Genomic DNA, 23,963 nt, shown 5'->3' with positions numbered 1-23,963 from the left:
ATTTAAGCACACTATTAGTGCAACTTTGCACCTTAATGACTCACTCTACCTTTTCTATTACTAAGGTTACTTCCCCAACCTCAACACCAAACTTAACAATAGATGTGCGGTTTATCAAGCGTGTATTTGTTACTAGGTACATCCAATCATCAAAATTAACTTCTAAAGTGCTGCCATCGTAAGGGATCTCTACATTATAATTCCAATGAAACACACTGCCATCACTTTCTCCTGTAGCTATCCCTAAAACATCAGAGGCTGTTCCTGTTAATGTGTTATCGTCGTTTAAGGTAATTTTCCAAATGCGTTTTTGTGTTTCTCCATCATCGTAAACAAAGTCTTCTTCAATAGTGCCCTTATTGCCATCCCATGTAGCGTTTAAGTCAACAACAAGCTTTTCGGGTTAATTCACCTTTAAAGTCTTGTACAACGCCATAGGCTTTCAAATCACCACTAAAGAAAGTCTTAAAATCGAAATTTGGTTCTGAACCCTTGTAATGTTCAACACTTGGGGCTGAACAACTGGCAATAAAAAAGCTAACGGCCAATACCATGGCAACTTTAACGCGTTTTAGATTAATCATATTAAATCCCTAATAGTTGATTTCTAATTGATGGTTCTGAGGTGTTTTCACTTAACCAAATAGCTAAAAAATCCTCAGCAAATTCGGCATCATCAATGCGACCTATTTGGTTATCGTTATGGAAAAAAGTACTGTGTCCTTGCTGATCAGTCAGCAAGGTTAACGATTCACCTTTTTTAATATTTGGCCATATCGAGAGTAATTTATCAGCATAGCGCTCTGAAAGTTGAGGTTTACCTAAGTGCTGCCACTGCTCATTAGTCGCTTTTACAATGTCTTTAGCGTCAAAATCGCGCAAATAAGTTAAGGTAAATTTAACAGGCGTTTGTTTTGCGGTGTAACTACCAGAAGGTGTATAAAGCGTTGCATCATAAACATCCCAAAACAGGTATTCCATGCGTGCTTCACCCACCTTGTTAAACTGAGTATCGGCATTAGCTACAGGGCTAAATAAAGCATAAACAATAAGTAAATTTAAAAGCGTTTTCATCGTTATCTCCAAACTGTATTGTGTTATTGCTTAACAAACTCGCCTATTTTACCGTTTAAAAATAAAATAAACGTAAATGTTGCAGCCCATAAAGCACCGTAAAGTGGCCAAAACTGCCACAGTGGCATCTCTAACTCTAATACCTCAAATCGTGAGCCGGCCCAATAACTGCCAGGGGCAAATAATAAGCACACAGCAAATGCTTGCCATGGTTTAAGGTTTGTCAGAAACGACATAGAGGTATTGATACACAGCAACAATGCGACCCATAAAAACACCAACCAAAATGGCAGCGGATCGACTTTAAATTCAAATAACCCTAACTGAACCGCAATAAACTCACACAACAGTGCTAGTGGCAGGGCTTTTAAAACCAGCAAAGCATCTTGTTTTTTTTGTGCTGATAAGTAAAACATCAAAGCGATGACTACAGCAGAGTATACAATTGCGTGTTGTTCAAGTAGCAGGCACATAAACCACACTACTTGAAACAGCGCAAAATTAATAAGCGAGTGCAATCTCATCATTACTACTCGTAAAGCGGGGTTTGCGTGCCATTAAATGCACGGTACTGGTTGCTCGGGTTCTAAATGCGCCCTCGCAATAGGCAAGGTAAAAAAGCCATAAGCGATAGAAACGATCATCAAACTTATCGCTATCAAGCTTTGGCCAGCTGGCAATAAAACGCTCTCGCCAATCAGCAAGAGTGCGGGCATAGTGAGCACCAATGTCGTTTATGGTGTGAATATTCATGTCGGTGTTATTTTTAATTTGTTCACTCATTTCGTTAAGCGAAGGCAAACACCCACCAGGGAAAATATACTGTTGTATAAAGTCTGAATTTTTTAAATAGTGTTGATAACGCTGGTCACTAATCGTAATTGCTTGAATAAGCATAGCACCGTTGTCTTTCAATAACTCACCGCACTTAGTAAAAAAGCTGGGTAAGTATTCATGCCCAACGGCTTCGATCATCTCAATTGAGACTAACTTATCGTATTTGCCAGTCAATAAGCGATAATCTTGCTTGAGCAAGGTTATTTTACTTTCAAGTCCAAGCTGGTTAACTTTGTTAGCAACATAATCGTGCTGTTCGTCAGAGATGGTTGTAGTTGTGACATGGCAGTCATAATGAGTAGCGGCATAAATAGCAAACGCGCCCCACCCGGTACCAATTTCAATAACAGTGTCGCCTTGTTGTAGCTCAACTTGTTCGCATATACGTTGTAGCTTGTACTGCTGTGCTTGTTCTAAGCTAGCATCTTTACTTGGGTATACTGCACTCGAATAAAGCATTTCTTTACTTAAAAAAGACTCGTATAAATCATTTCCTAAGTCATAGTGAGCGACAATATTCTTTTTTGAACCCGCATGTGAGTTCTTGTTTTTTATGTGGTTTATACGGTGAGCGATGTTGCTAAAAAACGCGAACTTTTTTTCAAATGCATCTAGTTGATCTTGGTTAATCGCAAAAATTTCGATTAACCGAGTTAAATTATCACATTGCCATTGCCCTAAAATGTAAGACTCACCAGCACCCACGCTACCAGAAAGAGCGAACGCTTTATACATGGCATTGTCGTTAACGGTGACAGTAACTTTCAGCTCTGAAGACGCATCCCCAAATACAGACTGTTGGTTATTCTCAACCAACACTATCTGCCCCGTTTCAATTGACGAGAACGCTTTAAACACTAACTTTTTATATAAATTAGTAAACCAACTGGTGCGTTCCTGAACGCGTAAGCTCGATACCTTTTCCATATACTTACCTATATTATTGTTATTACTTATAAAACAACATAAATTAAATTTAAAGTTTGCCTGAATGACCTAAAAATGGGACTTTTTTAACAAACAATTTAAATGCCTGATAGTAAATACCTCTGAAAATAGACCATGTCATCGCAGGAAAGCGCTTCAACAACTTGCTCATTTGTTTATTGCACAAGGGTTGGCGCTGTAACCTTAACGATGCATCAAAAAGTAGTTCTTCATCGCGCTTATTTTCTATACGTATCAGTATATTGTCTTTCTTTTGACGAACAGTCCAATGATAGTTCATATCCAAATTCATAAAGGGTGATACGGAAAATACTTTCTTAAAGTTCACTTTTTTTTGTAGTGGAACCAAGTAGTAATGTCGCTCATTCCATGGGGTATTACTCACCTCGGCCACCATATAGCTAAACTCATTGTTTTGTTGGCCAAAAAAGTAAAAGTTAACTGGACTAAAATAAATCCCCAAACAGCGTAATTGCCCTAGCAGGTACACATGGCTAAATTTCTCATCTACCCCTAACTGGGCTAGCTGCGCATGAGCACGCTCTATAATGGGCTGATGATGACTATCGGGTAACCCTTTTAAATAATCAGATTGCTCAAACTTCAATGCTTTAAACCCTGAAGTTCCAAGCTGCTTATGGACGCCATTAAGCGCATGAGTATTATTTAAATCAACCCACATCATATAAAGTGGGTAATTAAACGCATGATGTTTTACAGCAAAACGGCGATGCTTTACATCGCCTAAATACACTGCATTAGTCAAACTCTACTCCAAGTTGTTTTGCAACATCGACGGCACTGCGCACACCATCCTCATGAAAGCCGTTATACCAATAAGCCCCACAGAAATAAGTATTGTTTTGCCCGTCAACCGTATTTTTCAGCTGTTGAGCAGCAATAGATTGTTGATTAAACACAGGATGGTGATAAGTAAACTCACGTAAAATCTTACTTTGATTGATCCCTTCTAAGTGATTTAAAGTGACACAAAATTGGGTATCAGACTCTATTCCTTGAAGTATATTCATTTGATAAGTAACAACAGCGGCTTTGTCGGTATTATTATTTAGTAAGTAATTCCAGCTCGCCCAAGCTGCTTTCCTATCTGGTAATAATGAAACATCGGTATGCAATACCACCGAGTTCTCAGTGTAAGGAATAGCACCCAACACCTTATTTTCTTGCTCGCAGGCATCACCGAGTAAAGCTAACGCTTGATCTGAATGACACGCAAAAATAACCTTATCAAACAGGGCTTGCTGACCATCAGCAAAAGTAATGGTGACTCCCTGCTCGTCTCTGGTTACCGATTTAATGTCAGTGTTTAACTGTATTTTATCAGCAAAACAAGCTATCAACGGTTTAATGTATTCACGAGAGCCTCCCGGAATAACATACCATTGCGGCCTATTGGTAATGTCTAATAAACCATGGTTAAAAAAGAATTTTACAAAAAATTCTACGCCCACGTTTTCCATTTCTTTAATGCTTGTCGACCAAATAGCTGCACCCATTGGCAAAATATAGTGGTATTTAAAAAAGTCATTAAAGCGATGTTGTTGTAGCAGCTCACCAAGTGATTGCTCAGTGTATTGGCCTTTTTCATATAAAGCCTTGCACAGTTTGTTAAAGCGCACAATATCGTACAAAAGACGCCAAAACTTAGGTCTCACTATGTTTCTGCGCTGAGCAAACAAACTAGTAAATGTATGCCCGTTATACTCAAAGCCAGTTGCTTCATTATGAACACTAAAGCTCATTTGGGTCGGTTTACGTTTTACACCAATACGTTCAAGCAGCTTTTCAAAGTAAGGGTATGTTCTATCGTTAAATACGATAAAACCGGTATCAACTGCGTAGTTAATACCGCTGTGATTTACATCAACCGTGGCAGTATGGCCACCAATATAATCATTCTTTTCAAATAGTGTGACATCATAATGCTTATGCAATAGGTGTCCGCAAGTTAAACCTGATACACCAGTCCCAATTATTGCTATTTTTTTCAACGGGTTAATCCTTTTGCAATTTTAAGCCAAAGCGAAAGTGGCAATATTCGCAGTGCTTTTAATATAAGTGTGAAACGATACGGAAAATGGACTTCTTTACGACGTTTTTTTACGCCTTTGATTATATAGTCAGCCGCTTTTTCAGCACTAACAGCCATAGGCATAGGAAAATCATTTTTGTCTGTAAGCGGTGTTTTTACAAAACCAGGATGGACTAGTGTTACATCAACGTCGTTTAAATCAACCGCAAGGGTTTTAGCTAAATAGCTTACGCCCGCCTTAGATGCGCCATACGCTTCTGAACGCGGTAAAGGTAAATAAGTAACACTCGAACTGACCATCACTAATTGGCCGCCTGATGTTATTTTGGGTAAAAGAGCTTCTAAGCAATACCCCATAGAAAGTAAGTTAACATTAATAACACGCTCAAAGAGGGCGCTATCAAAATTGCGTGCATCATCAACATACTCGCAATTACCGGCGTTAAGAATAACGCGGTCAAATTGCGGATAGCCGAGAGTGGCAGCTTTAATATCTTGCAAGTTGGTAGCATCAAACTGGCAGGTTTCTATGTTGTTATGCTTGGCAAGTTCTGCGAGCTTTTGCGTATTTCGTCCACACGCAATGACTGTGTCACCTTGCTCTGCATACTTTATCGCGAGTTGTTCACCTATGCCTGATGTTGCACCTGTAATAAGCGTAATCATAATTAACCAGCCCTTTTATCAATAAAATTAATAATGTTGCCCAGTAATGGAATATGCTTATACAAAAGCTCTCCAGCATTAAAGTAATCGCGGTGTTTAATAATTTTCGCACCTTCAAATACTAGTTTACTGTGCCCTTGCACTGAAATTGTATTGCCTGCATTAAGTTTTGGGTGAGAATAATGCATTGTCCAGTATACAAATGCATTATTATCACTGGTAAATGAATCAGTTATATCAAATCGACAATACTTAACATTACTATATAAACCACGAAAATAACGTCTTAGATCTTCAAGACCATTAATTTCGTGCAGCGGATCTATAAAGTGAATGTTTTGAGCGTAAATTTCAGTTAATAACTCTAGGTTATCCTTATCAAGCTTTTGATATATTTCTACAAATTTATCGACTGGTAATTGGTTATCCATATCACACCTTAAATGCAGCTAAAGCCCTCGCTCGTGCCGCTTTATGATCAACTATTGCTGGCCAGTAACAGTGTTCAATTTGTCCCGTTGCTGCTAAGTAAGTATGTGGGAAATGAATGTGTTTATCTGGCACTTTTTGTAATTCAGGCAGATATTTACGAATAAAATCACCATTTGGATCAAAGCGTTCACTTTGGGTAATGGGGTTGAATACTCTAAAGTAAGGTTGTGCGTCACAGCCGGTACTTGCAGCCCATTGCCAACCACCATTGTTTGAGGCTAAATCGCCATCAATAAGATGCTGCATAAAAAACTGCTCGCCTTTGCGCCAATCAATCAGTAGGTGCTTAGTTAAAAAACTCGCAACCACCATTCTTAAACGATTATGCATCCAGCCTGTTTGCAATAGCTGTTGCATGGCGGCATCAACAAGTGGATAGCCTGTACGGCCTTCGCACCATTGCTTAAACTCAGCGTCACTGTCACGCCAACTCACACTATCGTACTTTTCGTTAAAATTGGCACCGCGTGAAAGTTTTGGAAATTCAGCAATTAGGTGTTTGTAAAATTCACGCCAGATCAGTTCGTTAACCCAGGTAAAGGTTTTACTTTTTGAGGTGGTCAGTATATCGGGATAATGTTGTTGTATATTAACCATTAATTGTTTACTACTAACAACCCCTAGGGCTAAATAGGGGCTCAAGCCCGATGTTCCTTTTACACTAGGTATGTCTCGTACGTCATCATAGCTTGCTAATTTATCATGAATAAAGTTATCGACTACGATTGATAGAGTATCATCATCAACGGGCCATTTTTTTGAACTTTCATCACCACAAAGTAACTCACACGGTTCAATTTCTATCGGCTCTTCAGACAAAGGCCACTGCACTAAACTAAAGTGTGTATCTTGATACTGCTTTAACCATGCGCGCTTAAACGGTGTAAATACTTTATACATTTCATTATTTTGAGTGCGTACGCTACCTACAGGAGCAATGATATCACCCTCGTATAAAGTAAATGTTATTTGCTGTTGGTCGCACTGTGCCTGAATCGCTTTGTCCCTATTAAATTCATTTAGCTCATACTCAGTATTGGCTATTATGTGTTTAATATCGTGTTGCTGACAAAAATCGAGAAGTTTAGTTTGGCAATCGGCAAAAAAAGGAGCGTCTATTACATGCAAATTTACGCCATATTTGGCAAGTTCTTCGCGAATATAACTCACTCTGCGTTTTAGTAAGTCAATTTGAATGGCAGCAGTATTATGCTGTGCCCATTGTTTTTCGCACACAAAAAAAATGGCGTGTTTAGCACCATTATTTAGCGCTTCGATCAGCGCCTCGTTAGAAAAAAGGCGCAAATCGCGCCTAAACCAAAATAGTGTATTCATTACAAACCGTAACGTAGCTTAAGTTCATTAGGATAAGGGTTAAAGTAAATTTGCTTACTTAAATACTCATTCGGGTGAACCTTTAAATGATGTTTAAGCAATGTTAGTGGTACATACAGCGGCACCAACCCTTGGCGATACTCATCAATTGCATCTCGCATTTCTTCTTTTTCGATTTTTGATAAATCTTTTTTGAAGTAACCTTGCAAATGCATCAACGTGTTAGAATTATTTTTTCTTGAAGCAGGACGCTTAAGCGCATTCATTAAACCTAAAATGTACTCGTCGGCTAGAGCATTAACATCGTCACCTACAAACGTTCCAAGTAGATTGCCTAAATCACGATACGCTTGATAATTATGAGCCATTAACAAGTATTTGTATTGAGCATGGAACTGGGTCAAACGATGTACAGTAACCGGCTCTTTCACTAACTGTTGCCAGTTGTGTAATGTATAAACACGCATTACAAAGTTCTCGCGCAAATGAACGTCATTTAAACGTCCATTTTCTTCGCAAGGTAGTAAGGGATTATGTTTCATAATTTGTTCAGCAAAGAAGCCAACGCCCTCAGAGGTGTTACCGGTTCCTGCTTCATTGTATATTTTTACCCGCTCCATGCCACAGCTTGGGCTCTTAGCACAAAAAACGAATCCGCTTAGATGCCCTGCTTGTTCTGTAGCTATTTTTTTACCGTATTCTGTGAGCTGTGGGCCAACATCTCCCGTGCCATCCGGACGACACACTTTGATAGTATCGCCTGTTTTTACTTGACGAATGGTTGGACGAGGTATTGGTAATCCTACCGCAACCTCTGGGCAATACATTTTATATTCAACATGCTTGGCCAGCTCTTCCATACAAAAATTTGATTTTTTATGGCCACTGTCAAATCTTACCTTTTCGCCTGCCAAGCAGGCGCTAATACCTATTTTTATTGTATCTGTTTGCATAGATTCTCTTAATAAATCAAGCCACCAATTGGGTTAAGTAACTTGCTAAGTCCTTTATTGAAATGTAGAGCACTACTAACAACAGTAAAGCACAAACATCCCTCTTTTGTTAGGGGGGTGTGTTGATGACGGCCATCTTGCCAAATAAAGTCACCAGGAACATAACTGCCCTCTTCGTCTGTAAATTCACCATCAAGCAGTAAAGTAACCTCAAAACCGGTATGTGTGTGCTCCGGAATTTCTCCACCAGCATCTATATGTAACAAGCTTGAACGTAAATGGCCATCATCAAGGGCTATTCGAGAACGCGCAAGCTTACCTACTTGGGTAAATTTACCATGCGAGATCCGTGTTAAAGCTCTCGGCAAGCTGTAATTATGCTCATTAACATTAATACTAACTGGTTCAACAGAATATACTTCATCAATCGAGTCATCGGCCGTGATCATATCAAGTAAACTTGATTCAATTACATCATCGGCTTGATCGGCTTGCTCATCAGTTGCCACATCCATATTGTCACTAAAAACTGCTCGCGCATTAGCCGCTTCAAGTTTTTCAACTTTAGCTTGGCACACTGGGCACATATCAACATGTATTGATACGGCAAGGCTAAGCGATGCTGGAAGTGTTGCTGCACAGTATTGTGTCAGTAGTGTTTCACTCGGGTGATGTTTAATCATGCTGATCTCCCATTTCATTACGTAATTTCTGCAAGGCTAAACGTAATCGTGATTTTACCGTGCCTACTGGAATGTTTAATTGTTGAGCTAACTGCTCTTGCGACATGTCTTGAAAATAAACGCCGCGCACAACTTCTCTTTGCGCTTGAGGCAATTTATCTAAATAACGTTTAATTTGTTGGTCTTCAAGGTGGTCGCTGTATTCGTGATGTGTATCTTCAGATTCATTCAATAACGGCCAAATGTCTTCGCTAATATTTTCTTCTTTGTTACTTTTCATTTTACGAAGCATGTCAAAAGAGGCGTTACGCATTACGGTATAGACCCAAGTAGTAGCTGCACCCTTTTCACTATTGTATAAGTGGGCTTTACGCCATACGGAAGTGAGGGTTTCTTGTACCAATTCCATTGCTTGGGCTTCTACACCAAATTGCTTTATGCCGAAGCGCTTAATCTTAGGTGCAAAATATTCAAACAAGTACGCGAAAGATTTTTTATCGCGAGATTGAGCTACATTAACTAATGCTTCCCTGAGTTCCGTACTTGGTGTTTCTGGCATGGCAGTGTACTTACCTGTGTTAGGTTCACAACTTAGTGATTGTTGTTGACTTACCATAGTAAAATGTCCCGTTATTGCTTTAGTGAATACCATTACGAGCAATGGTTACAAGCGGATCATAATTATTTTAGGCAAATTCGTTATTAATCACAGTATGGAGGAAACTAAGCAAGTTATCAAAGTTAGTCTCAAACGCAAGTTGTTGTTTTTTCTCAATAGAAATGGGAAGTAATTCAAGCCAACGCGCCACAATCCACGCCAGCTGATTAAATTTGGTGGTTTTATAAAGCGATTGCAAATCAGGGTTATTCGCAAAAACGTCTTCTAGTGCTACTTGTAAAAGTTGGTGTTGACCAATTTCGTGGTTATCTTTGTTGTACCAATAAGGTGTGTTGCAAGCGGATACATCACCATGGCGAAGTTCCTGCTCATCTTGATACACGTTATCTATTTGCACACTCTTAGATGCAAATACATCAATTAATAGCATACCACTTTCGTCTTGATCAAAGTCAATAACATCCATTAAACAGCCTTGGGCGCTTATGTTTAACGGGGTGTCATGCTCAAAGGTACATAAAACAAAACCGCTATTGGTTTTTAATGCGTTTTTTACCATAGTTAAATAACGAGGCTCAAATATACGTAATCGCGTATAGCCTTCAGGTAATATAAATATAGGTAATGGGAAAATCGCACGTTTCATAAAGTCTACTTCTTTCAAACACTCTGCCTTTATTTACGTGCGCTTTATTCAAGTCGATCAGCTTTAGTTACATCAATTGCTTTACAGTGCAAATGCATCCGCTAATTAAACCTCGTTCCCACATTTTTTATCATGTAAACCAAGTAATAAACACTCAGTATACTTGCCACAGGTGCCAACATTAAGGCTAATAATTCGAACTCACTGTTCATTACTTTTATTCCCTTTTTATTGCTTTAGTTGTGCTTTTACTACACGTTGTTTTTCGTCCATGTTGCTGTTATCAACCACAGGATTATTTTCAAGTAAGCTGTCAAGAATAACCTGTGCATCAAAAGAAACGGCTTCTTTTACAGACTTTTCAAGTTCGTTGCTTGCCTGTGACACATAAGTAGACACAGTGTTAGTTAGCATATCTGTAATATTTAAATCGACTTCTGTAGCGTTAACGTTAGTTGAACCTAATACAAGTAAGCTTGCGATTGTGATGTTGATTGAAGTATTCATAATAGTATTCCTTGTTTGTTTATTGGTTAGTACGCTTAGTTACAATCAAGGGCTATGCCACAATGGAAAAACTTTATAAACCATTGTTTTAAAATGAAATAAATAAATTAAAAATAAAACCACAAAATCTAGATTAGTAATTTTGACCAATGAATTTAAAAATAAAACCAAATAATAGTGTGTTTGTTAATGTTCAGTAAATTAATGACTTTATTTCGTATTTGAAAATTTCAGCGTACACATGTACACTAAAATTTATTCGCAAAGTGGTAGGATCTGTTATGTCTTTTGAAGCTCCCTATTCTAAAAAAGAAGAGCTGTTAAATGTTATTAGTCATGCCTTAGGCATTGTATTCGCTGCTTTTGTTGTTTGGGATTTAGTAAAACAAACTAATAGTGTGAAAGGCTATGCCAGTACTCTGATATACGGCAGTAGCTTGTTTATTTTATTTTTATCTTCAACGCTTTATCACGCCAGTGTGCGCCCAACATTGAGAGCGTTTTACAAAAAATGTGATCATTGCGCCATCTATTTACTGATTGCAGGCACCTACACGCCCTTTTTGTTGCTTTCGTTATCTGGGCTCTGGTCTTGGGCTACCTTAGTCTTTATTTGGACAGTAGCGTTTGCAGGCATCGCTTATAAGCTATTGGTTAAAAATGGCAATAAAAAAGTTTCACTGGCTACTTATTTATTAATGGGATGGTTTGCATTAGCCATTGTGTATCCGCTTTATTTAAACGTACCTATCAATGCACTTTATTGGCTATTAGCTGGCGGCTTATTTTATAGTGTAGGTACTATTTTTTACAGTGCAAAAAGCACTCAATATAGCCATGCTATTTGGCACCTCTTTGTTATTGGTGGATGTGTTAGCCATTATATTTCGATCAGTAATTATGTTTATTAGGCTGGTTAGCCATATAGATTAGTCTGGTTTGAGCTGTGAGTTCAACCATTCGATGCAACACACAGCGAGAAACGGTCATTGAGATTGACTAAATATTGTCGTTAATAGATTAGTTAAACTGCTCTTGCGCATATATTCATGAAAATGAGCGCTGTGCGCATATTGGTCCATTTAACTTTACCTAAATAATTTAGAAAACTTAGTGATAGTAATGCCTTAGATAATTTGTTAAAACTATATAAAGTAAATAAATGAGCGTTAAGTCGGCAGAAATATGCGCGATGAGCGCACTATTCAATTGTTAGTTTCCTGTCGAGGTTTCGTGAAAAAATTTGCTCTTGCTATATCAATTTTGGCCTTAGTTGTTTTCTATTTTATTCCAAAAGAACATAGTGAAATTGAAAAGTTTAGCGATAAAAATGATAGTGAAAACGCTGTTTCTAAAGACTTAAAGCGCAAAGAAAAATCAACGATTGAAACTGATATAGGTGTTAGTGAACTTGCATCCGCAGAAGAATACTTACTTGAAGCAAAAGAAATACGTCGTTGCAGCGCAATACCCAAAACTCAAGATGAACTTGATAAATGGATGAGCAAAGTAAATGAGGTGGGTGAGCCCTACGAGTATATCGAAGAGGTTTTGTCTCGTTTTGAGCGCTGTTCACAATTTAATTTTATATCTGATGATTTTGTTGAATTACTTTTTAAAGCAATTGAATTAGGTTCCGATAATGCCGTAGCAGAGTTATGGGCTGTTTCGGATAGAGAATATTTTCAAAGTAAAGGCTTAGATGAATTAAGCAGAGAAGACACAATAAAGCAAAGAGTTAAATTTAATAAATTGAAATACCGTCTTTCCGAAAGTGTTGCTTTGACTGGTGGAGAGCAGTCAATATTAAGGCTGGTAAAAGAGTATCAAAATTACGATCCTGACACTGGAAACCCAAACTATTTAAAAGTCATAGCATATGCAGACTTTGGGTTAAAAATAGTAGAGGATAACGATATTTACTTGAAATTAGATTTTATCAAGCAGCGTATTCATCAACATATGGAATTTCAAGATATTGAACAGGCGCAAATGCTAACTGAAAAGTTGTTGAATAAGTTTGGTGAAAATGGAAACTAACAAATCACTTAAAAGGACAAATAACAGTTGGCTGTTTGCTCCTTCGTCGCCTATTTTAGCCAACAATTATTTGCCTCTTAGTGAGGCGTTAAATTGCTAATGGAGTTTTGACCATCCGCGACATTTTAGTAACTGATCGTTCAGTAGCAGAGTTCTGCTCAACATTCGATTCAGAGATAACTGAGATAACTAATTTACTTGAGCAAAGCGAGTCATGCTTTGAGCACTACTTTAGTGAACCTGAAAAACAGAAGTACAAATGGGTTCAGGAATTCACTTTTATGACCATAGAGTCCCTTGCCACAGCAACAAGGCTTTTGATTGAAGGTCATATTAATGCTTCAGGTAATACGATGAGAATTTCATATGAATCTCTTTGTTTAGCAATACTACTTAGTGCAGAGAATAATGTATTAATTAGTAAGAGTAAAAAAGCAAAACCTATCAATTTTTATAAGTCTTATTTACAAGGAAATAAAAGTACAAAAGCTCATAAAGCCATAGATAATGTTTTATTAAACGCTGATACTTTAGGTTTAATCGAAGGCTATGAGTGGCTCGAACAAGCAAAGAATTTTTATAATGGTTATAGCCACGCATCAATAATGACAATGGGTTCATTGATGTTACCTTCGGGCAAGCCAATTATTGCAGGTGGTTTTTATAAGGAGAAATTAGGCTTATATAAAGACCATTTAAACTTCGTACTCAGGTTTGCAAAACATCTACCCAAGCTTATTGAGGCAGTAGCTTTACGCAATTTAACAAGCGCTTTAAACGTAACAAAAACAGTTTGTTAGGTTCCGCTTCGCTCCACATTATAACCAACAATTTTTGTCCGCTTAAGCGGGCGTTAGATGCCTGTATTATTCAAGTCCGGAGTTTTAGTTGGAGATTAGAAAATTAAACACATTGCGTGGGTTGGCTGCATTAGTTGTGTTTATTACTCACTTTAGCGATATAACAAATTGGCTTAATGGAATGTTAGGCGGAGGCTCTGGAGCGTACGGTGTAATGCTGTTCTTCTTGCTGAGTGGCTTTTTAATGTCTCACCTATACCTGACCCAAGAATTCAGCAAAGTTAATATCAAGCGCTACTTATTAGCTCGAATCGCAAGAGTAGTTCCATTATTCTTGGTTATTGTACTTAGCTCTTATGTTTTGTCCTTAATCGGCAATGATAGTCTTTATAACATTCCAGATACGAATGCACTGATTAGTCATCTGCTATTTTTATATGGTGATAGCATACTTTGGTCAATCCCCCCTGAAATACAATTTTACTTCATATTTCTGATTTTTTGGTCATTTTCAAAGAATAGGAGAGGCTATATTTACCTTTCAATATTCGCGGTTATGCTCCTGCTGTTTTTCGCAAACTTTCCTCGAGTATATGGAGACATAAACGGAGTACGTTACAATTTATTTAATACGTTAAGAAGTTTACCTTATTTTTTTATTGGGGTTATTTTTGGAATGCACTATAAGTCTTTTGAGGTACCGAAATACCTTAAGAAACATTACTTTATTCTAGTGTTACTATTAATACCTGCTATGTACCCAGAAATCTCATCCGTTACGTCTGATGCTAAGACAAGAATGTGGTTAAGCTATGAAGTATTACTTGTAATGAGTTCCGTATTTTTTTGCATTGTATTTTTAGTTCCTGATAACAATGTACTATTAGCTAACAGGTTCGGTGACTTCTTGGGAAAAGTATCTTATTCATTATATTTGCTTCACATGCCAATTATTATTTTTGTAAACAAGCTTAATTTAAATGTTGAATTGAAATTATTATTATCTTTCGTTCTAACTGTTTCAGTAGCATTTGTATCATTTAAATATTTTGAAAAGCCCGTTGCTAGGTTCATACGTAACAAAACATTTTACAAGTCGTTTAAAAGGACAAAAAACAGTTGGCTTTTGCTCCTTCGTCGCTAATTTTAGCCAACATATTATTTGCCTCTTAACGAGGCGTTACTAATGTTTGCAATTGGCACTCAGTCAATATAGATGGTTTAACTTACATTATAAATCAGTTATTTATATCGCTAACGGGTAAATTGGGTTGTTTTTGGTAAATTCATTATTTTTGTCGGATGGCGTGGCTCCGCCACTTGTCCAACCTACACGGGCACTTATCTGACGAGAGTGGTGATATCACTCCCATCTACACTCGCGCATATTCACTTTATTATTCTTAAAATTAACACCTTCTAATAACAGTTTTTGTCGTTGTTCTTGGTATTTATCACTTCCTTCGGGAAACGATATTTTACCTTGGCTATTAACCACTCGATGCCAAGGGATCGCCGAATCTTTTGGCATCTCTTTTAATAAACGACCTACCAACCTAGCATTATTAGGATAACCCGCAAGTGCTGCTACTTGGCCATAACTGGCAACATTGCCTTTGGGTATACTGGCTATGATAGTGTAAATAACCGTTTCTTTATTAACGTCCATTCTTGCTTAAATACTCCTCACTGAGTAATTTAAATTGCTGCCAGATTTTACGCGCTACAGGCCCATGATGCATAGCATGCTGACGAAAGGCTCTAATTTGCGCACTGAACTGGTGCTCTCTGTCGGTTACAATGATTTGCTGTAATGAGCCAGCGGCTATTTCTTTTTTACAATGCCCTAAACTCATCATTGCCCAACCAGCCCCTGAAAGTAGAAAAGACTTCAAGGTAGATATATCATCAATTTTCATCACCGCAGCCCCTTTTGAATAGGAAAGTCTATCGCTGTCTATGCTCAAGCCACTTTCAAACATAGCCAAACACGGGTAAAGCTGTAATTCATCATAGCTAAGCTGCTTAGGTAAAACCCCTTTAGCTCCTACAATGCCAATATCTAGTTTACCAATGGGTAAGCTTTCTAAATCGCCAGTTGCATGAAATAAATCAAACCACGGGCCTATTCCAAGCTCGGCTTGACCGGTATTAACTTGTTCTAAAGAGACAAACCGCTTACCACTGGTTAAACGAAATTCGGTACTCGAAAAATGCTTAAAAGTATTACTTATGATCTCGTTATAACTTTGCATATGACAAATTTGCTCGTAGCAGACTCTATATTGCGCTTCATTGCCTAATGCCAGCTCTGTTGCGAGCTGAGTAAGTTGCTCATTAGCGGCTAATAGCTGTTTAGCCTCGCGATGAAAAATACGTCCCTTTTCGGTGAGTTGTAAACGATAATGAGAACGGTCTAGTAGGTCAAAGCCTAACTTAGCTTCTAAGTTTTTAATCGCCAATGTGAGCGCTGGTTGCGTTTTATGTAGCTTTAATGCCGCTCCACTTAAACTCGCGCTTTGCACAATAGCATCTAATATTTGTAATTGGTTAAGTTTCATCGGCCACTCAGCACATCATAAGTAAAACTTATTGAGTTTCTAAAATTTAATGAATTTTATTTTATATGTTTGCAGCGTATGCTGCACACACTTATTTAGCCTTTTTTTATCATGGAGATATCATGCCACTGTTTCGCTTATGTTTACTATCTGCGACATTACTAAGTTTAATAGGCTGCTCAGAGCCCGAGAATATAGCTAAAGAAGAGCCTATTCGTCCGGTTAAATTATTTAGCATTGGTCATGATTCACAAACTAACATTCGCAGCTTCCCCGCTGAAGTGGTTGCAAACCAAGGCTCATATCTTGCTTTTAGGGTCAACGGTGAGTTGGTTGAATTTCCTGTATTAGCTGGTGAACAAGTTGAAAAAGGACAACTATTGGCTAAGTTAGATCCTGAGGATTTTCAATTACAATATAACGAACGTAAAGCACGATACGAACTGGCAAAATCACAGCTAAAACGCATTAAACAATTATTCGACAAAAACATCACGAGTCAATCAGAGCTTGATCAAGCGGTTGCTAATGAGCAAGTTGCCGAGTCAGCCTTTAAAATTGCAGAAACCAATTTAGAATACAGTGAGCTTCGTGCTCCTTTTGCTGGCATAGTAGCTAAAGTGTTCGTAAAAAACTTTGAGAGTATTCAAGCAAAACAAAATGTTCTGCGCCTAGAAACTCGCGATTTTATGGATGTAGAAATACAGGTTCCTGAAAAAATCGTTGCGCGCATTCAAAAAGATACCCAATACCAACCTATGGTTGAATTTGATGGCTATCACGACAAGCAATACAAACTCACACTAAAAGAATGGGATACTCAAGCCGATCCGGCAACGCTTACCTATAAAGTGGTGTTTTCATTACCGGTGCCAAAAGATTTTAATTTGCTTGCGGGTATGTCTGGGCAAGTGATGATAGATTTAAGTAAAGTAACTCGCTCACAAACTCCCTACACTATTTTACCAATTGAGTCGGTATTTTCAGATCCGAATAAAAGCCTAAGCGATAATGCTTATGTGTGGGTTTTTAATCAGCAAACTGGCACTGTACATAAGCAAGCAGTGCAAGTAGGTCAATTACATCACGACACTATTGAAGTACTTAGCGGCGTAAAAGAAGGCCAACAAATTGTGTCTGCCGGTGTTCACTCTTTACAAGAAGGCATGTCTGTTCGCCCTTGGAATAAAGAGCGAGGCTTATAATTATGGGCTTTGCGCAACTATCTATTGAAAAGAAAGTCATTAGCTGGATGTTTACGTTGTTGCTATTAATAGGCGGCAGCGTGTCTTACTTTGATTTAGGCCAGCTAGAAGACCCTGAGTTTACTTTGAAAAAAGCCATGGTAATCACTTTGTATCCGGGCGCATCTCCACAGCAGGTAGAAGAAGAAGTCACATTTCCAATTGAAAACGCCATCCAACAGCTCCCCTATGTTGATTATGTCACCTCTATTTCATCTAATGGTAAATCACAAATTACCGTAGAAATGAAAAGTAACTATCGTAAACAAGAGCTAAGGCAAATATGGGATGAAATGCGTCGAAAAATTAACGACCTAAGCCCGTCGCTGCCAAGTGGTGTTTACCCGAGTAATGTAATTGATGATTTTGCCGATGTTTACGGCGTTATGTTTGCCGTTACTGGCGATGGCTACTCTTATGATGAATTAAAAGACTATGTTGACTATTTAAAGCGTGAACTTGTTTTAGTCAAAGGTGTGAGCAAAGTCACAATTGCTGGGCAACAACAACCACAAGTAATGGTTGAGGTATCGACCCGCAAGCTTGCACAGCTAGGTATTGCACCTAGTCATATTTATGACTTGCTGCAATCACAAAACACGGTGTCTAACGCTGGACGTATTCGTGTCGGTGATGAGTCTATTCGCTTACATCCAACCGGTGAATTTAAAGATGTAACGGAGCTGGAAACCTTATTAATCTCAAAGCCTGGTGCGAGTGAACTAATTTATTTGGGCGATGTTGCACAAGTGTACCGTGAATATGCTGAAGTACCGACCAATGTCATTCATTACAATCAACAACAGGCGCTGCTTATTGGTGTTTCGTTTATGTCTGGGGTTAATGTTGTTGATGTAGGTAAGCACATAGATGAACATTTAGCATCTCTTGAATATCAACGCCCACATGGTATTGATATTAGCTCGGTGTATAACCAACCAAAAGAAGTAGAGCAGTCTGTAGATGGTTTTATTGTTAGCTTAATAGAAGCCATTGCAATAGTTATTGTTGTGCTACTTATTTTTATGGGCTTGAAAAGCGGTGTTCTTATTGGCGGTATTTTATTACTGACGGTATTAGGCACCTTTATATTTATGAAGCTGTTTGCAATTGATCTACAGCGTATATCATTAGGCGCGCTAATTATTGCGCTAGGTATGCTGGTTGATAATGCCATTGTTGTTACCGAAGGGATTCTCATCAACCTTAAGCGCGGTCAAACAAAGCTTAAAGCCGCAGTTAATATCGTAGATCAAACGAAATGGCCACTACTTGGCGCAACAGTTATTGCTATAACCGCTTTTGCACCAATTGGTTTAAGCTCAGATGCCAGTGGTGAATTTGCCGGCAGCTTATTTTGGGTGCTGTTTATCTCATTGCTATTAAGCTGGATCACCGCAATTACCCTTACCCCATTTTTTGCCCATTTAATGTTTAAAGAAACCGAATTTAAACACGAACATAATCAAGAACATGAAGACCCTTATCAAGGCATCATATTCAATGGTTATAAAGCGATATTAAATTTAGCTATGCGCTTTAGAAAAACAACCTTAGTCCTTATGGTTGCCCTTTTATGCAGCGCTGTAGTGGGATTTGGCTCGGTAAAACAATCGTTTTTTCCAGCCTCAAATACACCGATGTTTTATGTGGATTACTGGCAAGATCAAGGTGCTGATATTCGTGCCACCCTTGAGGGCATAAAACAGCTCGAAGCTTATTTGCAAAAGGATGAACTGGTCACAGAAATAACCAGTACGGTGGGCCAAGGTGCACCGCGCTTTATGCTAACTTACGCGCCAGAAAAGTCTTATCCTGCTTATGGGCAGTTAATTATTCGTGTCACCAACCGTGATGCGGTCGCTAAAGTAATGCAAAAGGTGCGTGATTACGCACAGCAACATCCGCTGTCAGCAAAGCTAAAAGTAAAGCCAATGGAAATTGGTCCGTCAACCGATGCTAAAATAGAGGCGCGGTTCTCAGGCCCCGATCCGGTGATATTAAGACAGCTATCATCTCAAGCAAAAGAAATTATCGCCAAAGACGACGGTGCCTTTAACATTCGCGATGATTGGCGTGCACGCACTAAAATGATTCGCCCGCAATTTAACGAACAAAAAGCACGCCGCTTGGGGATCACCAAGTTTGACCTTGACCAAGTTCTGTTAACGAGCCTGTCGGGTAAACAAGTGGGTGTTTATCGTGATGGTACGCAGTTGTTGCCTATTATTGCCCGCTCACCAGCTAGCGAGCGCTTAAATGTAGACAGTGTTCACGATTTACAAATTTACAGCCCAGTATTACGCGTGTTTGTGCCGGTAACTCAAGTAGTTGATGAATTTATTGTTGAGTGGGAAGACAGCTTAATTATGCGTCGTGATCGTAAACGTACCATAACGGTAATGGCAGATCATGATGTATTGGGTGATGAAACACCTGCAAAATTATTTGCTCGGGTTCGCGCTGAAGTTGAAGCAATTGATTTACCGCGAGGCTATGAAATGCAATGGGGCGGTGAGTTCGAATCATCAAGCAAAGCGAAAAAGGCTATTTTTGGTTCGTTACCGCTGGGTTATTTAGCCATGTTTGCGGTAACAGTATTACTGTTTAACTCAGTTAAAAAGCCCTTAGTTATATGGGCAACCGTGCCATTGGCTATTATTGGTGTAAGCGCAGGCTTATTAGTAATGAACGCCCCCTTTAGCTTTATGGCGCTACTGGGTTTATTAAGCTTAAGCGGCATGCTGATTAAAAACGGTATTGTATTGGTCGATCAAATAAACTTAGAACTTAGTGAAGGAAAATCACCCTATCAAGCAGTATTTGACTCAGGCGTAAGCCGTGTGCGCCCTGTAGCCATGGCCGCTATCACTACAATACTTGGCATGATCCCATTATTATTTGACGTATTCTTTCAATCAATGGCGGTCACCATTATGTTTGGCTTAGGTTTTGCCACCATACTAACCCTGATTGTGGTGCCGGTTTTATACACTGTGGTGTTTAGAATTGACTACCCTAAACAGTCTTAATCATTAATAAAAAAACGCAGCCTAGGCTGCGTTTTTTATTTGCTTGATTTATACCAACTTAATTACTTTTTTAAGCTTAACGTGCCACTGCTCTTAGCTTTAGTTCCTGATGCGGAATTGGCTTTATTGGCATTTGATTTACCAACATAGGTCGTTGAACGTTTCTGATAAGGCGTATTACGGCTGCTTTTGTTGGCTTGCTTATGTTGTTCGTTGTTCTTTGTACCTCGAGGCTTGTCACCTTGATACTCACGCTTATGCACTGATTTTGCTTGGTTGATTATGGTTAGCCCAACGTTATTATTCGATGTACTATCGTCATACAATGAGTGTTCTTGTGTTTTACCTGAATCAGCAATCGAGTCGTTAATAACCGCCATTTCTGCATCGCTTAAATGACGCCATTGCCCTACTTTTAACCCTTTAAGGGTTACATTCATAATACGCACACGCTTTAATGTAACCACTTCGTAGCCTAAATATTCACACATACGACGGATTTGACGATTTAAACCTTGAGTTAAAATAATAGTGAATTGCTGGGCACCCGTTTGCGTCACTTTACATTTTTTGGTCACGGTATCTAAAATAGGAATACCGTTTGCCATTTTATTCACAAACTGGCGGTTTAGTGGTTTATCTACGGTAACCACGTATTCTTTTTCGTGGTTATTGCCAGCACGAAGGATTTTATTAACGATATCCCCTTCATTGGTTAAAAAAATCAACCCCTCTGAGGGCCTATCCAAGCGACCAATAGGAAAGATACGGTCAGGATAATTAACCGCTTTTACAATATTACTTTGAATTTTTCGTTCTGTGGTACAGGTAATACCGACTGGTTTATTGTAAGCAATGTAAACCCGTTTTGGTGGTGCTTTTAATGGCTTACCATCAACCAATACCACATCGCTTTGTGCGACTTTAACACCCATTTCGGGTAATTCGCCATTAACAGTAACACGACCTTGCTCAATATATTTATCGGCTTCACGGCGTGAGCAAAACCCTGTTTCACTAATAAATTTATTTAAACGCTTTAAGTCTGTCATATGGCAAATCTTCTTAAATATAAAGGCGCATAGTTTAAACTACTCAAGCTATTTTTTCGCGCTTAATTTGCGCTAATTTACGCCATAGGTATTCAAGAGGCCCTTGCTTAAAATAACGACAGTAGAGTGCAGTAAACATAAGCTGTACAACCACTAAGCAAATAGCAACAAGCCAATAATCAATGCGGTTAAAACTAAGCGCCCACTGAGGGAAAAGCACTTTAAACAATAATAACTGCATAATGGTTTGGCTTATGTATAAAGTAAACGCTAACCGCCCTACGTGTTGAATGAGCCCCCCTATTTGCGCGCTGTTATTGCATAGTTTAACGATTAAATGAATATAAAGCAGCGCCACACATAAAGCAGCCAGTTCATTAACAGGCTCTTGTAACGCATAACCAATACCTTGTTCATATGACTCTAACACTAATCGTAAGCTAGTCAGCAACACACTTAACACAGCAAGTTTAATTAGCCCCGGCCTGCTAAATCCATCACTAAACACATTACATTTGTAGGCAACAATACCAATTAGCATAAAGCCAGCACTTGCCCACAGTAATAAAATAGGCACTGTTAGCAACATATAAATGCTCATTGTTATATTTTGGCTAAAATGCGCACCAATACTTTGGTAATAACTATTATATATCTGGTAAAACTCGGGAGAATCCCTATAGAGTGGTTCCTCATTAAGCCCTAACATAAACATTGCTGTGGCAAGTAAAGCGATAAAAGTAAAAAAGGCCGCTTTGCTTTTAAGCTCTTCGTCCGTGTAATCTAAATAGCGTAATACCAGTAGTGCTGACACCCCATATAAAAACAAAATGTCACCCGCCCACAGTAACAACCCATGTATTAAGCCAAACACAATAAGCCAATATAGGCGTTTTTTTAATGGCTCAATACATTGCTGTCGCTGAAACTGAATATAAAGACCAGCACCAAATAATAACGTAAATAATGTGCGAAACCGCCCTTCAACAAATATAAGGCTTAAGGTGTGTAAAAAATTATCGCTAGCTGGAGGTGTGGTAAGTGGAGTGTAATTGAGTTCAAAAATTGCAAAGGAATAGCAATTAATAAATACCAGTCCAAGTACTGCTATGCCCCTTATAAAGTCCATATTATAATTGCGCAAACCCTATCCTTTTAAATATTATCTTTGTAGCTATCGGCCCATTTTACAGCTTGTTTGTATAATTTTGGTAAAAAAGCACTGTCTAAATTAATGAGTGATACCGCTTTCTCAAGCGCCCACCAACTTCCGGTTTCATATGCTTTTACCGTTTCAAGAATATAATATAAGTCATTTTTCTCGCCGGTTAGTGCTGCTTTAATTTCATCTGGGAATGGCAGTTTATCAACCAACAAGTCCATTGGCTTATCTAAAATAGCATCAAGCAAAGAAAACAGCCCAGTTAAAAATGCCTCACCTTGAACTTGTTTGGCGACTTTGCTGGCTATTAATTCACAAAAGCGAGCGCGAATAACACACATTTGCATAAGCTCTATCGGCTTAGTGCGCGCGGTGTGTGCTGTAACAATTAGGCTTACAAACTTTTTTAAACGTGCTTGCCCTAGGTAAACAAGCGCTTGTTTTAATGATGATATTTGGCTTTGCAGGGGAAATACACCACTATTTAATAAACGCAATAGTTTGTATGCTAGTGCTGCATCAAGCTCAAATAACCCGGTGATTACTTTCACATCAGGATCTGGCTTCATTACTTCTGAATAAATGGCAATGACAAGACCATAATTATAATGAATATCTTTTTGCTCTATCATTGCGGGGCGGGCAAAGTAATACCCTTGGAAATAATCAAACCCCATTTGGCGAGCTAATTTATATTCTTCATCGGTTTCTATTTTTTCAGCTAACAGCTTAATATTTTTGTGTTTTTTTAGCTTATTGACCACCAGTGGAATTTCATCCAGTGGCGTGAGCCGAATATCAAATTTAATTAAATTAACTAGCTTTAAAAAACGTTCCCACTGCGGTGAGTAAACAAAGTCATCAAGGGCTAATTTATAGTTACTGTGAAAGAGTTTACGGCATAGCTCGTAGGTATCGTCGGTGGGCTCTATGGTTTCGAGTAATTCAATAACCACATCTTTACAGGGTAAAAATTCGCATAAATCGAGTTTTAATGATTCAGGACCAATATTGATCAGTGCTTTTTTACCCGAAGTAATATGGCGAGTACCTAAGTTAAGCTGGTTTTCCATGATCAGGCGAGCCGTTGCTTGACCATCAGAAACACCTGGAAAGCAATTTTCAGGGCTATCGCGAAACAGTAGTTCATATGCGACTACATTTTGATTACGATTAAGGATTGCTTGCCTTGCCACAAATACCGACACATTACCTACTTTTCATTATTTCCACCAGACTAAGTAATTAAAGCGCAAATA

At 38.6% G+C, this 23,963-nt stretch carries 24 protein-coding genes and 1 pseudogene; 6 read left to right on the top strand and 19 right to left on the bottom strand.

The window, feature by feature from the left end; genetic code table 11:
* Positions 1–40: 40 nt before the first annotated feature.
* From ACNSN2_RS18225 to ACNSN2_RS18160, 14 genes and pseudogenes are all read right to left on the bottom strand, one after another.
* Positions 41–584, bottom strand: a pseudogene (locus ACNSN2_RS18225) (DUF3833 domain-containing protein).
* A gap of 1 nt (position 585) precedes the next feature.
* Positions 586–1,074 carry a chalcone isomerase family protein gene (locus ACNSN2_RS18220; protein WP_418609371.1) on the bottom strand — a complete coding sequence of 163 codons (489 nt, stop codon included), beginning with the start codon at positions 1,072–1,074 and terminating at the stop codon, positions 586–588.
* Positions 1,075–1,097: 23 nt separating this feature from the next.
* Positions 1,098–1,598, bottom strand: a complete 501-nt coding sequence (locus ACNSN2_RS18215; protein ID WP_418609844.1) for a DUF2878 domain-containing protein — start codon at positions 1,596–1,598, stop codon at positions 1,098–1,100.
* Entirely contained in the window at positions 1,576–2,838 is a 1,263-nt protein-coding gene (locus ACNSN2_RS18210; protein WP_248527018.1) for an SAM-dependent methyltransferase, read from the bottom strand. Before ACNSN2_RS18210 ends, ACNSN2_RS18215 begins: the two co-directional genes overlap by 23 nt.
* A gap of 49 nt (positions 2,839–2,887) precedes the next feature.
* Positions 2,888–3,625: a DUF1365 domain-containing protein gene (locus ACNSN2_RS18205; protein ID WP_010388906.1), complete on the bottom strand. Its 738-nt coding sequence runs from the start codon at positions 3,623–3,625 to the stop codon at positions 2,888–2,890.
* Positions 3,618–4,871, bottom strand: coding sequence for an NAD(P)/FAD-dependent oxidoreductase (locus ACNSN2_RS18200; protein WP_418609373.1), 1,254 nt, complete (start codon positions 4,869–4,871; stop codon positions 3,618–3,620). The genes ACNSN2_RS18205 and ACNSN2_RS18200 overlap by 8 nt, the downstream gene beginning before the upstream one ends.
* Positions 4,868–5,578, bottom strand: coding sequence for an SDR family NAD(P)-dependent oxidoreductase (locus ACNSN2_RS18195; RefSeq protein WP_075170210.1), 711 nt, complete (start codon positions 5,576–5,578; stop codon positions 4,868–4,870). Before ACNSN2_RS18195 ends, ACNSN2_RS18200 begins: the two co-directional genes overlap by 4 nt.
* 2 nt (positions 5,579–5,580) lie before the next feature.
* Positions 5,581–6,009 carry a nuclear transport factor 2 family protein gene (locus tag ACNSN2_RS18190; protein WP_055012019.1) on the bottom strand — a complete coding sequence of 143 codons (429 nt, stop codon included), beginning with the start codon at positions 6,007–6,009 and terminating at the stop codon, positions 5,581–5,583.
* Between the two features lies 1 nt (position 6,010).
* Positions 6,011–7,405 (bottom strand): deoxyribodipyrimidine photo-lyase, encoded by a 1,395-nt coding sequence (phrB, locus tag ACNSN2_RS18185; protein ID WP_418609376.1) that lies wholly within the window; start codon positions 7,403–7,405, stop codon positions 6,011–6,013.
* On the bottom strand, positions 7,405–8,358 hold the full coding sequence (locus ACNSN2_RS18180; protein ID WP_010388912.1) for a YbgA family protein: 954 nt from the start codon (positions 8,356–8,358) through the stop codon (positions 7,405–7,407). Before ACNSN2_RS18180 ends, phrB begins: the two co-directional genes overlap by 1 nt.
* 8 nt (positions 8,359–8,366) lie before the next feature.
* Complete coding sequence (locus ACNSN2_RS18175) at positions 8,367–9,041, bottom strand: ChrR family anti-sigma-E factor (RefSeq protein ID WP_010388913.1); 675 nt, start codon at positions 9,039–9,041, stop codon at positions 8,367–8,369.
* The gene (locus ACNSN2_RS18170; protein ID WP_010388914.1) at positions 9,034–9,657 is read right to left on the bottom strand and encodes a sigma-70 family RNA polymerase sigma factor; all 624 of its coding nucleotides are present in this window, start codon (positions 9,655–9,657) and stop codon (positions 9,034–9,036) included. The genes ACNSN2_RS18175 and ACNSN2_RS18170 overlap by 8 nt, the downstream gene beginning before the upstream one ends.
* Before the next feature lie 70 nt (positions 9,658–9,727).
* A complete protein-coding gene (locus tag ACNSN2_RS18165) occupies positions 9,728–10,306 on the bottom strand; it encodes an LON peptidase substrate-binding domain-containing protein (protein WP_171040308.1) in 579 nt (192 codons plus the stop codon).
* Positions 10,307–10,534: 228 nt separating this feature from the next.
* Complete coding sequence (locus ACNSN2_RS18160; RefSeq protein WP_418609378.1) at positions 10,535–10,813, bottom strand: hypothetical protein; 279 nt, start codon at positions 10,811–10,813, stop codon at positions 10,535–10,537.
* 281 nt (positions 10,814–11,094) lie between these two features.
* On the opposite strand from ACNSN2_RS18160, the gene trhA reads away from it, so the two are divergent.
* The 4 genes from trhA (at position 11,095) to ACNSN2_RS18140 (ending at position 14,797) form a co-directional block, all read left to right on the top strand.
* The gene (gene trhA / locus ACNSN2_RS18155; protein WP_418609380.1) at positions 11,095–11,724 is read left to right on the top strand and encodes a PAQR family membrane homeostasis protein TrhA; all 630 of its coding nucleotides are present in this window, start codon (positions 11,095–11,097) and stop codon (positions 11,722–11,724) included.
* A 274-nt stretch (positions 11,725–11,998) separates the two neighbouring features.
* Positions 11,999–12,853, top strand: coding sequence for a hypothetical protein (locus tag ACNSN2_RS18150; RefSeq protein WP_418609382.1), 855 nt, complete (start codon positions 11,999–12,001; stop codon positions 12,851–12,853).
* A gap of 107 nt (positions 12,854–12,960) precedes the next feature.
* Entirely contained in the window at positions 12,961–13,653 is a 693-nt protein-coding gene (locus tag ACNSN2_RS18145; RefSeq protein ID WP_418609384.1) for a hypothetical protein, read from the top strand.
* Between the two features lie 88 nt (positions 13,654–13,741).
* On the top strand, positions 13,742–14,797 hold the full coding sequence (locus ACNSN2_RS18140) for an acyltransferase family protein (RefSeq protein WP_418609385.1): 1,056 nt from the start codon (positions 13,742–13,744) through the stop codon (positions 14,795–14,797).
* Positions 14,798–15,016: 219 nt separating this feature from the next.
* Here the strand turns inward: ACNSN2_RS18140 and ACNSN2_RS18135 are convergent, their stop codons facing one another.
* Both ACNSN2_RS18135 and ACNSN2_RS18130 read right to left on the bottom strand, forming a co-directional pair.
* Entirely contained in the window at positions 15,017–15,322 is a 306-nt protein-coding gene (locus tag ACNSN2_RS18135) for an MGMT family protein (RefSeq protein ID WP_055012013.1), read from the bottom strand.
* Positions 15,312–16,214, bottom strand: a complete 903-nt coding sequence (locus ACNSN2_RS18130) for a LysR family transcriptional regulator (protein ID WP_138570263.1) — start codon at positions 16,212–16,214, stop codon at positions 15,312–15,314. Before ACNSN2_RS18130 ends, ACNSN2_RS18135 begins: the two co-directional genes overlap by 11 nt.
* Positions 16,215–16,336: 122 nt before the next feature.
* Here ACNSN2_RS18130 and ACNSN2_RS18125 point away from each other — a divergent pair, with 122 nt between their 5' ends.
* Positions 16,337–17,419, top strand: coding sequence for an efflux RND transporter periplasmic adaptor subunit (locus ACNSN2_RS18125; RefSeq protein ID WP_041709337.1), 1,083 nt, complete (start codon positions 16,337–16,339; stop codon positions 17,417–17,419).
* Between the two features lie 2 nt (positions 17,420–17,421).
* Positions 17,422–20,490 carry an efflux RND transporter permease subunit gene (locus tag ACNSN2_RS18120; RefSeq protein ID WP_138623385.1) on the top strand — a complete coding sequence of 1,023 codons (3,069 nt, stop codon included), beginning with the start codon at positions 17,422–17,424 and terminating at the stop codon, positions 20,488–20,490.
* A gap of 62 nt (positions 20,491–20,552) precedes the next feature.
* Here the strand turns inward: ACNSN2_RS18120 and rluF are convergent, their stop codons facing one another.
* Genes rluF through ACNSN2_RS18105 form a run of 3 tightly spaced genes read right to left on the bottom strand, consistent with a single transcriptional unit; the run spans position 20,553 to position 23,912 of the window.
* A complete protein-coding gene (gene rluF / locus ACNSN2_RS18115) occupies positions 20,553–21,542 on the bottom strand; it encodes a 23S rRNA pseudouridine(2604) synthase RluF (protein ID WP_418609388.1) in 990 nt (329 codons plus the stop codon).
* A 43-nt stretch (positions 21,543–21,585) separates the two neighbouring features.
* Entirely contained in the window at positions 21,586–22,671 is a 1,086-nt protein-coding gene (locus ACNSN2_RS18110) for a DUF418 domain-containing protein (RefSeq protein WP_418609846.1), read from the bottom strand.
* A gap of 26 nt (positions 22,672–22,697) precedes the next feature.
* Positions 22,698–23,912, bottom strand: a complete 1,215-nt coding sequence (locus ACNSN2_RS18105) for an EAL and HDOD domain-containing protein (protein WP_075170221.1) — start codon at positions 23,910–23,912, stop codon at positions 22,698–22,700.
* Positions 23,913–23,963: the final 51 nt, after the last annotated feature.

The sequence above is a fragment of the Pseudoalteromonas sp. US3C1013 genome (assembly GCF_048401115.1).
In the GTDB taxonomy this organism is placed as follows: Bacteria; Pseudomonadota; Gammaproteobacteria; order Enterobacterales; family Alteromonadaceae; genus Pseudoalteromonas; species Pseudoalteromonas undina.
The sequence above is the reverse complement of the archived record's forward strand: the minus strand, read 5'-3'. Positions and strand labels throughout refer to the sequence as shown.

What these genes read in the sequence shown, in the direction of transcription:
- ACNSN2_RS18220 (WP_418609371.1), bottom strand. Translation starts at nt 1,074, where the DNA reads ATGAAAACGCTTTTAAATTTACTTATTGTTTATGCTTTATTTAGCCCT.
- ACNSN2_RS18215 (WP_418609844.1), bottom strand. Translation starts at nt 1,598, where the DNA reads ATGAGATTGCACTCGCTTATTAATTTTGCGCTGTTTCAAGTAGTGTGG.
- ACNSN2_RS18210 (WP_248527018.1), bottom strand. Translation starts at nt 2,838, where the DNA reads ATGGAAAAGGTATCGAGCTTACGCGTTCAGGAACGCACCAGTTGGTTT.
- ACNSN2_RS18195 (WP_075170210.1), bottom strand. Translation starts at nt 5,578, where the DNA reads ATGATTACGCTTATTACAGGTGCAACATCAGGCATAGGTGAACAACTC.
- ACNSN2_RS18190 (WP_055012019.1), bottom strand. Translation starts at nt 6,009, where the DNA reads ATGGATAACCAATTACCAGTCGATAAATTTGTAGAAATATATCAAAAG.
- phrB (WP_418609376.1), bottom strand. Translation starts at nt 7,405, where the DNA reads ATGAATACACTATTTTGGTTTAGGCGCGATTTGCGCCTTTTTTCTAAC.
- ACNSN2_RS18180 (WP_010388912.1), bottom strand. Translation starts at nt 8,358, where the DNA reads ATGCAAACAGATACAATAAAAATAGGTATTAGCGCCTGCTTGGCAGGC.
- ACNSN2_RS18175 (WP_010388913.1), bottom strand. Translation starts at nt 9,041, where the DNA reads ATGATTAAACATCACCCGAGTGAAACACTACTGACACAATACTGTGCA.
- ACNSN2_RS18170 (WP_010388914.1), bottom strand. Translation starts at nt 9,657, where the DNA reads ATGGTAAGTCAACAACAATCACTAAGTTGTGAACCTAACACAGGTAAG.
- ACNSN2_RS18165 (WP_171040308.1), bottom strand. Translation starts at nt 10,306, where the DNA reads ATGAAACGTGCGATTTTCCCATTACCTATATTTATATTACCTGAAGGC.
- ACNSN2_RS18160 (WP_418609378.1), bottom strand. Translation starts at nt 10,813, where the DNA reads ATGAATACTTCAATCAACATCACAATCGCAAGCTTACTTGTATTAGGT.
- trhA (WP_418609380.1), top strand. Translation starts at nt 11,095, where the DNA reads ATGTCTTTTGAAGCTCCCTATTCTAAAAAAGAAGAGCTGTTAAATGTT.
- ACNSN2_RS18150 (WP_418609382.1), top strand. Translation starts at nt 11,999, where the DNA reads ATGCGCGATGAGCGCACTATTCAATTGTTAGTTTCCTGTCGAGGTTTC.
- ACNSN2_RS18135 (WP_055012013.1), bottom strand. Translation starts at nt 15,322, where the DNA reads ATGGACGTTAATAAAGAAACGGTTATTTACACTATCATAGCCAGTATA.
- ACNSN2_RS18130 (WP_138570263.1), bottom strand. Translation starts at nt 16,214, where the DNA reads ATGAAACTTAACCAATTACAAATATTAGATGCTATTGTGCAAAGCGCG.
- ACNSN2_RS18125 (WP_041709337.1), top strand. Translation starts at nt 16,337, where the DNA reads ATGCCACTGTTTCGCTTATGTTTACTATCTGCGACATTACTAAGTTTA.
- ACNSN2_RS18120 (WP_138623385.1), top strand. Translation starts at nt 17,422, where the DNA reads ATGGGCTTTGCGCAACTATCTATTGAAAAGAAAGTCATTAGCTGGATG.
- rluF (WP_418609388.1), bottom strand. Translation starts at nt 21,542, where the DNA reads ATGACAGACTTAAAGCGTTTAAATAAATTTATTAGTGAAACAGGGTTT.
- ACNSN2_RS18110 (WP_418609846.1), bottom strand. Translation starts at nt 22,671, where the DNA reads ATGGACTTTATAAGGGGCATAGCAGTACTTGGACTGGTATTTATTAAT.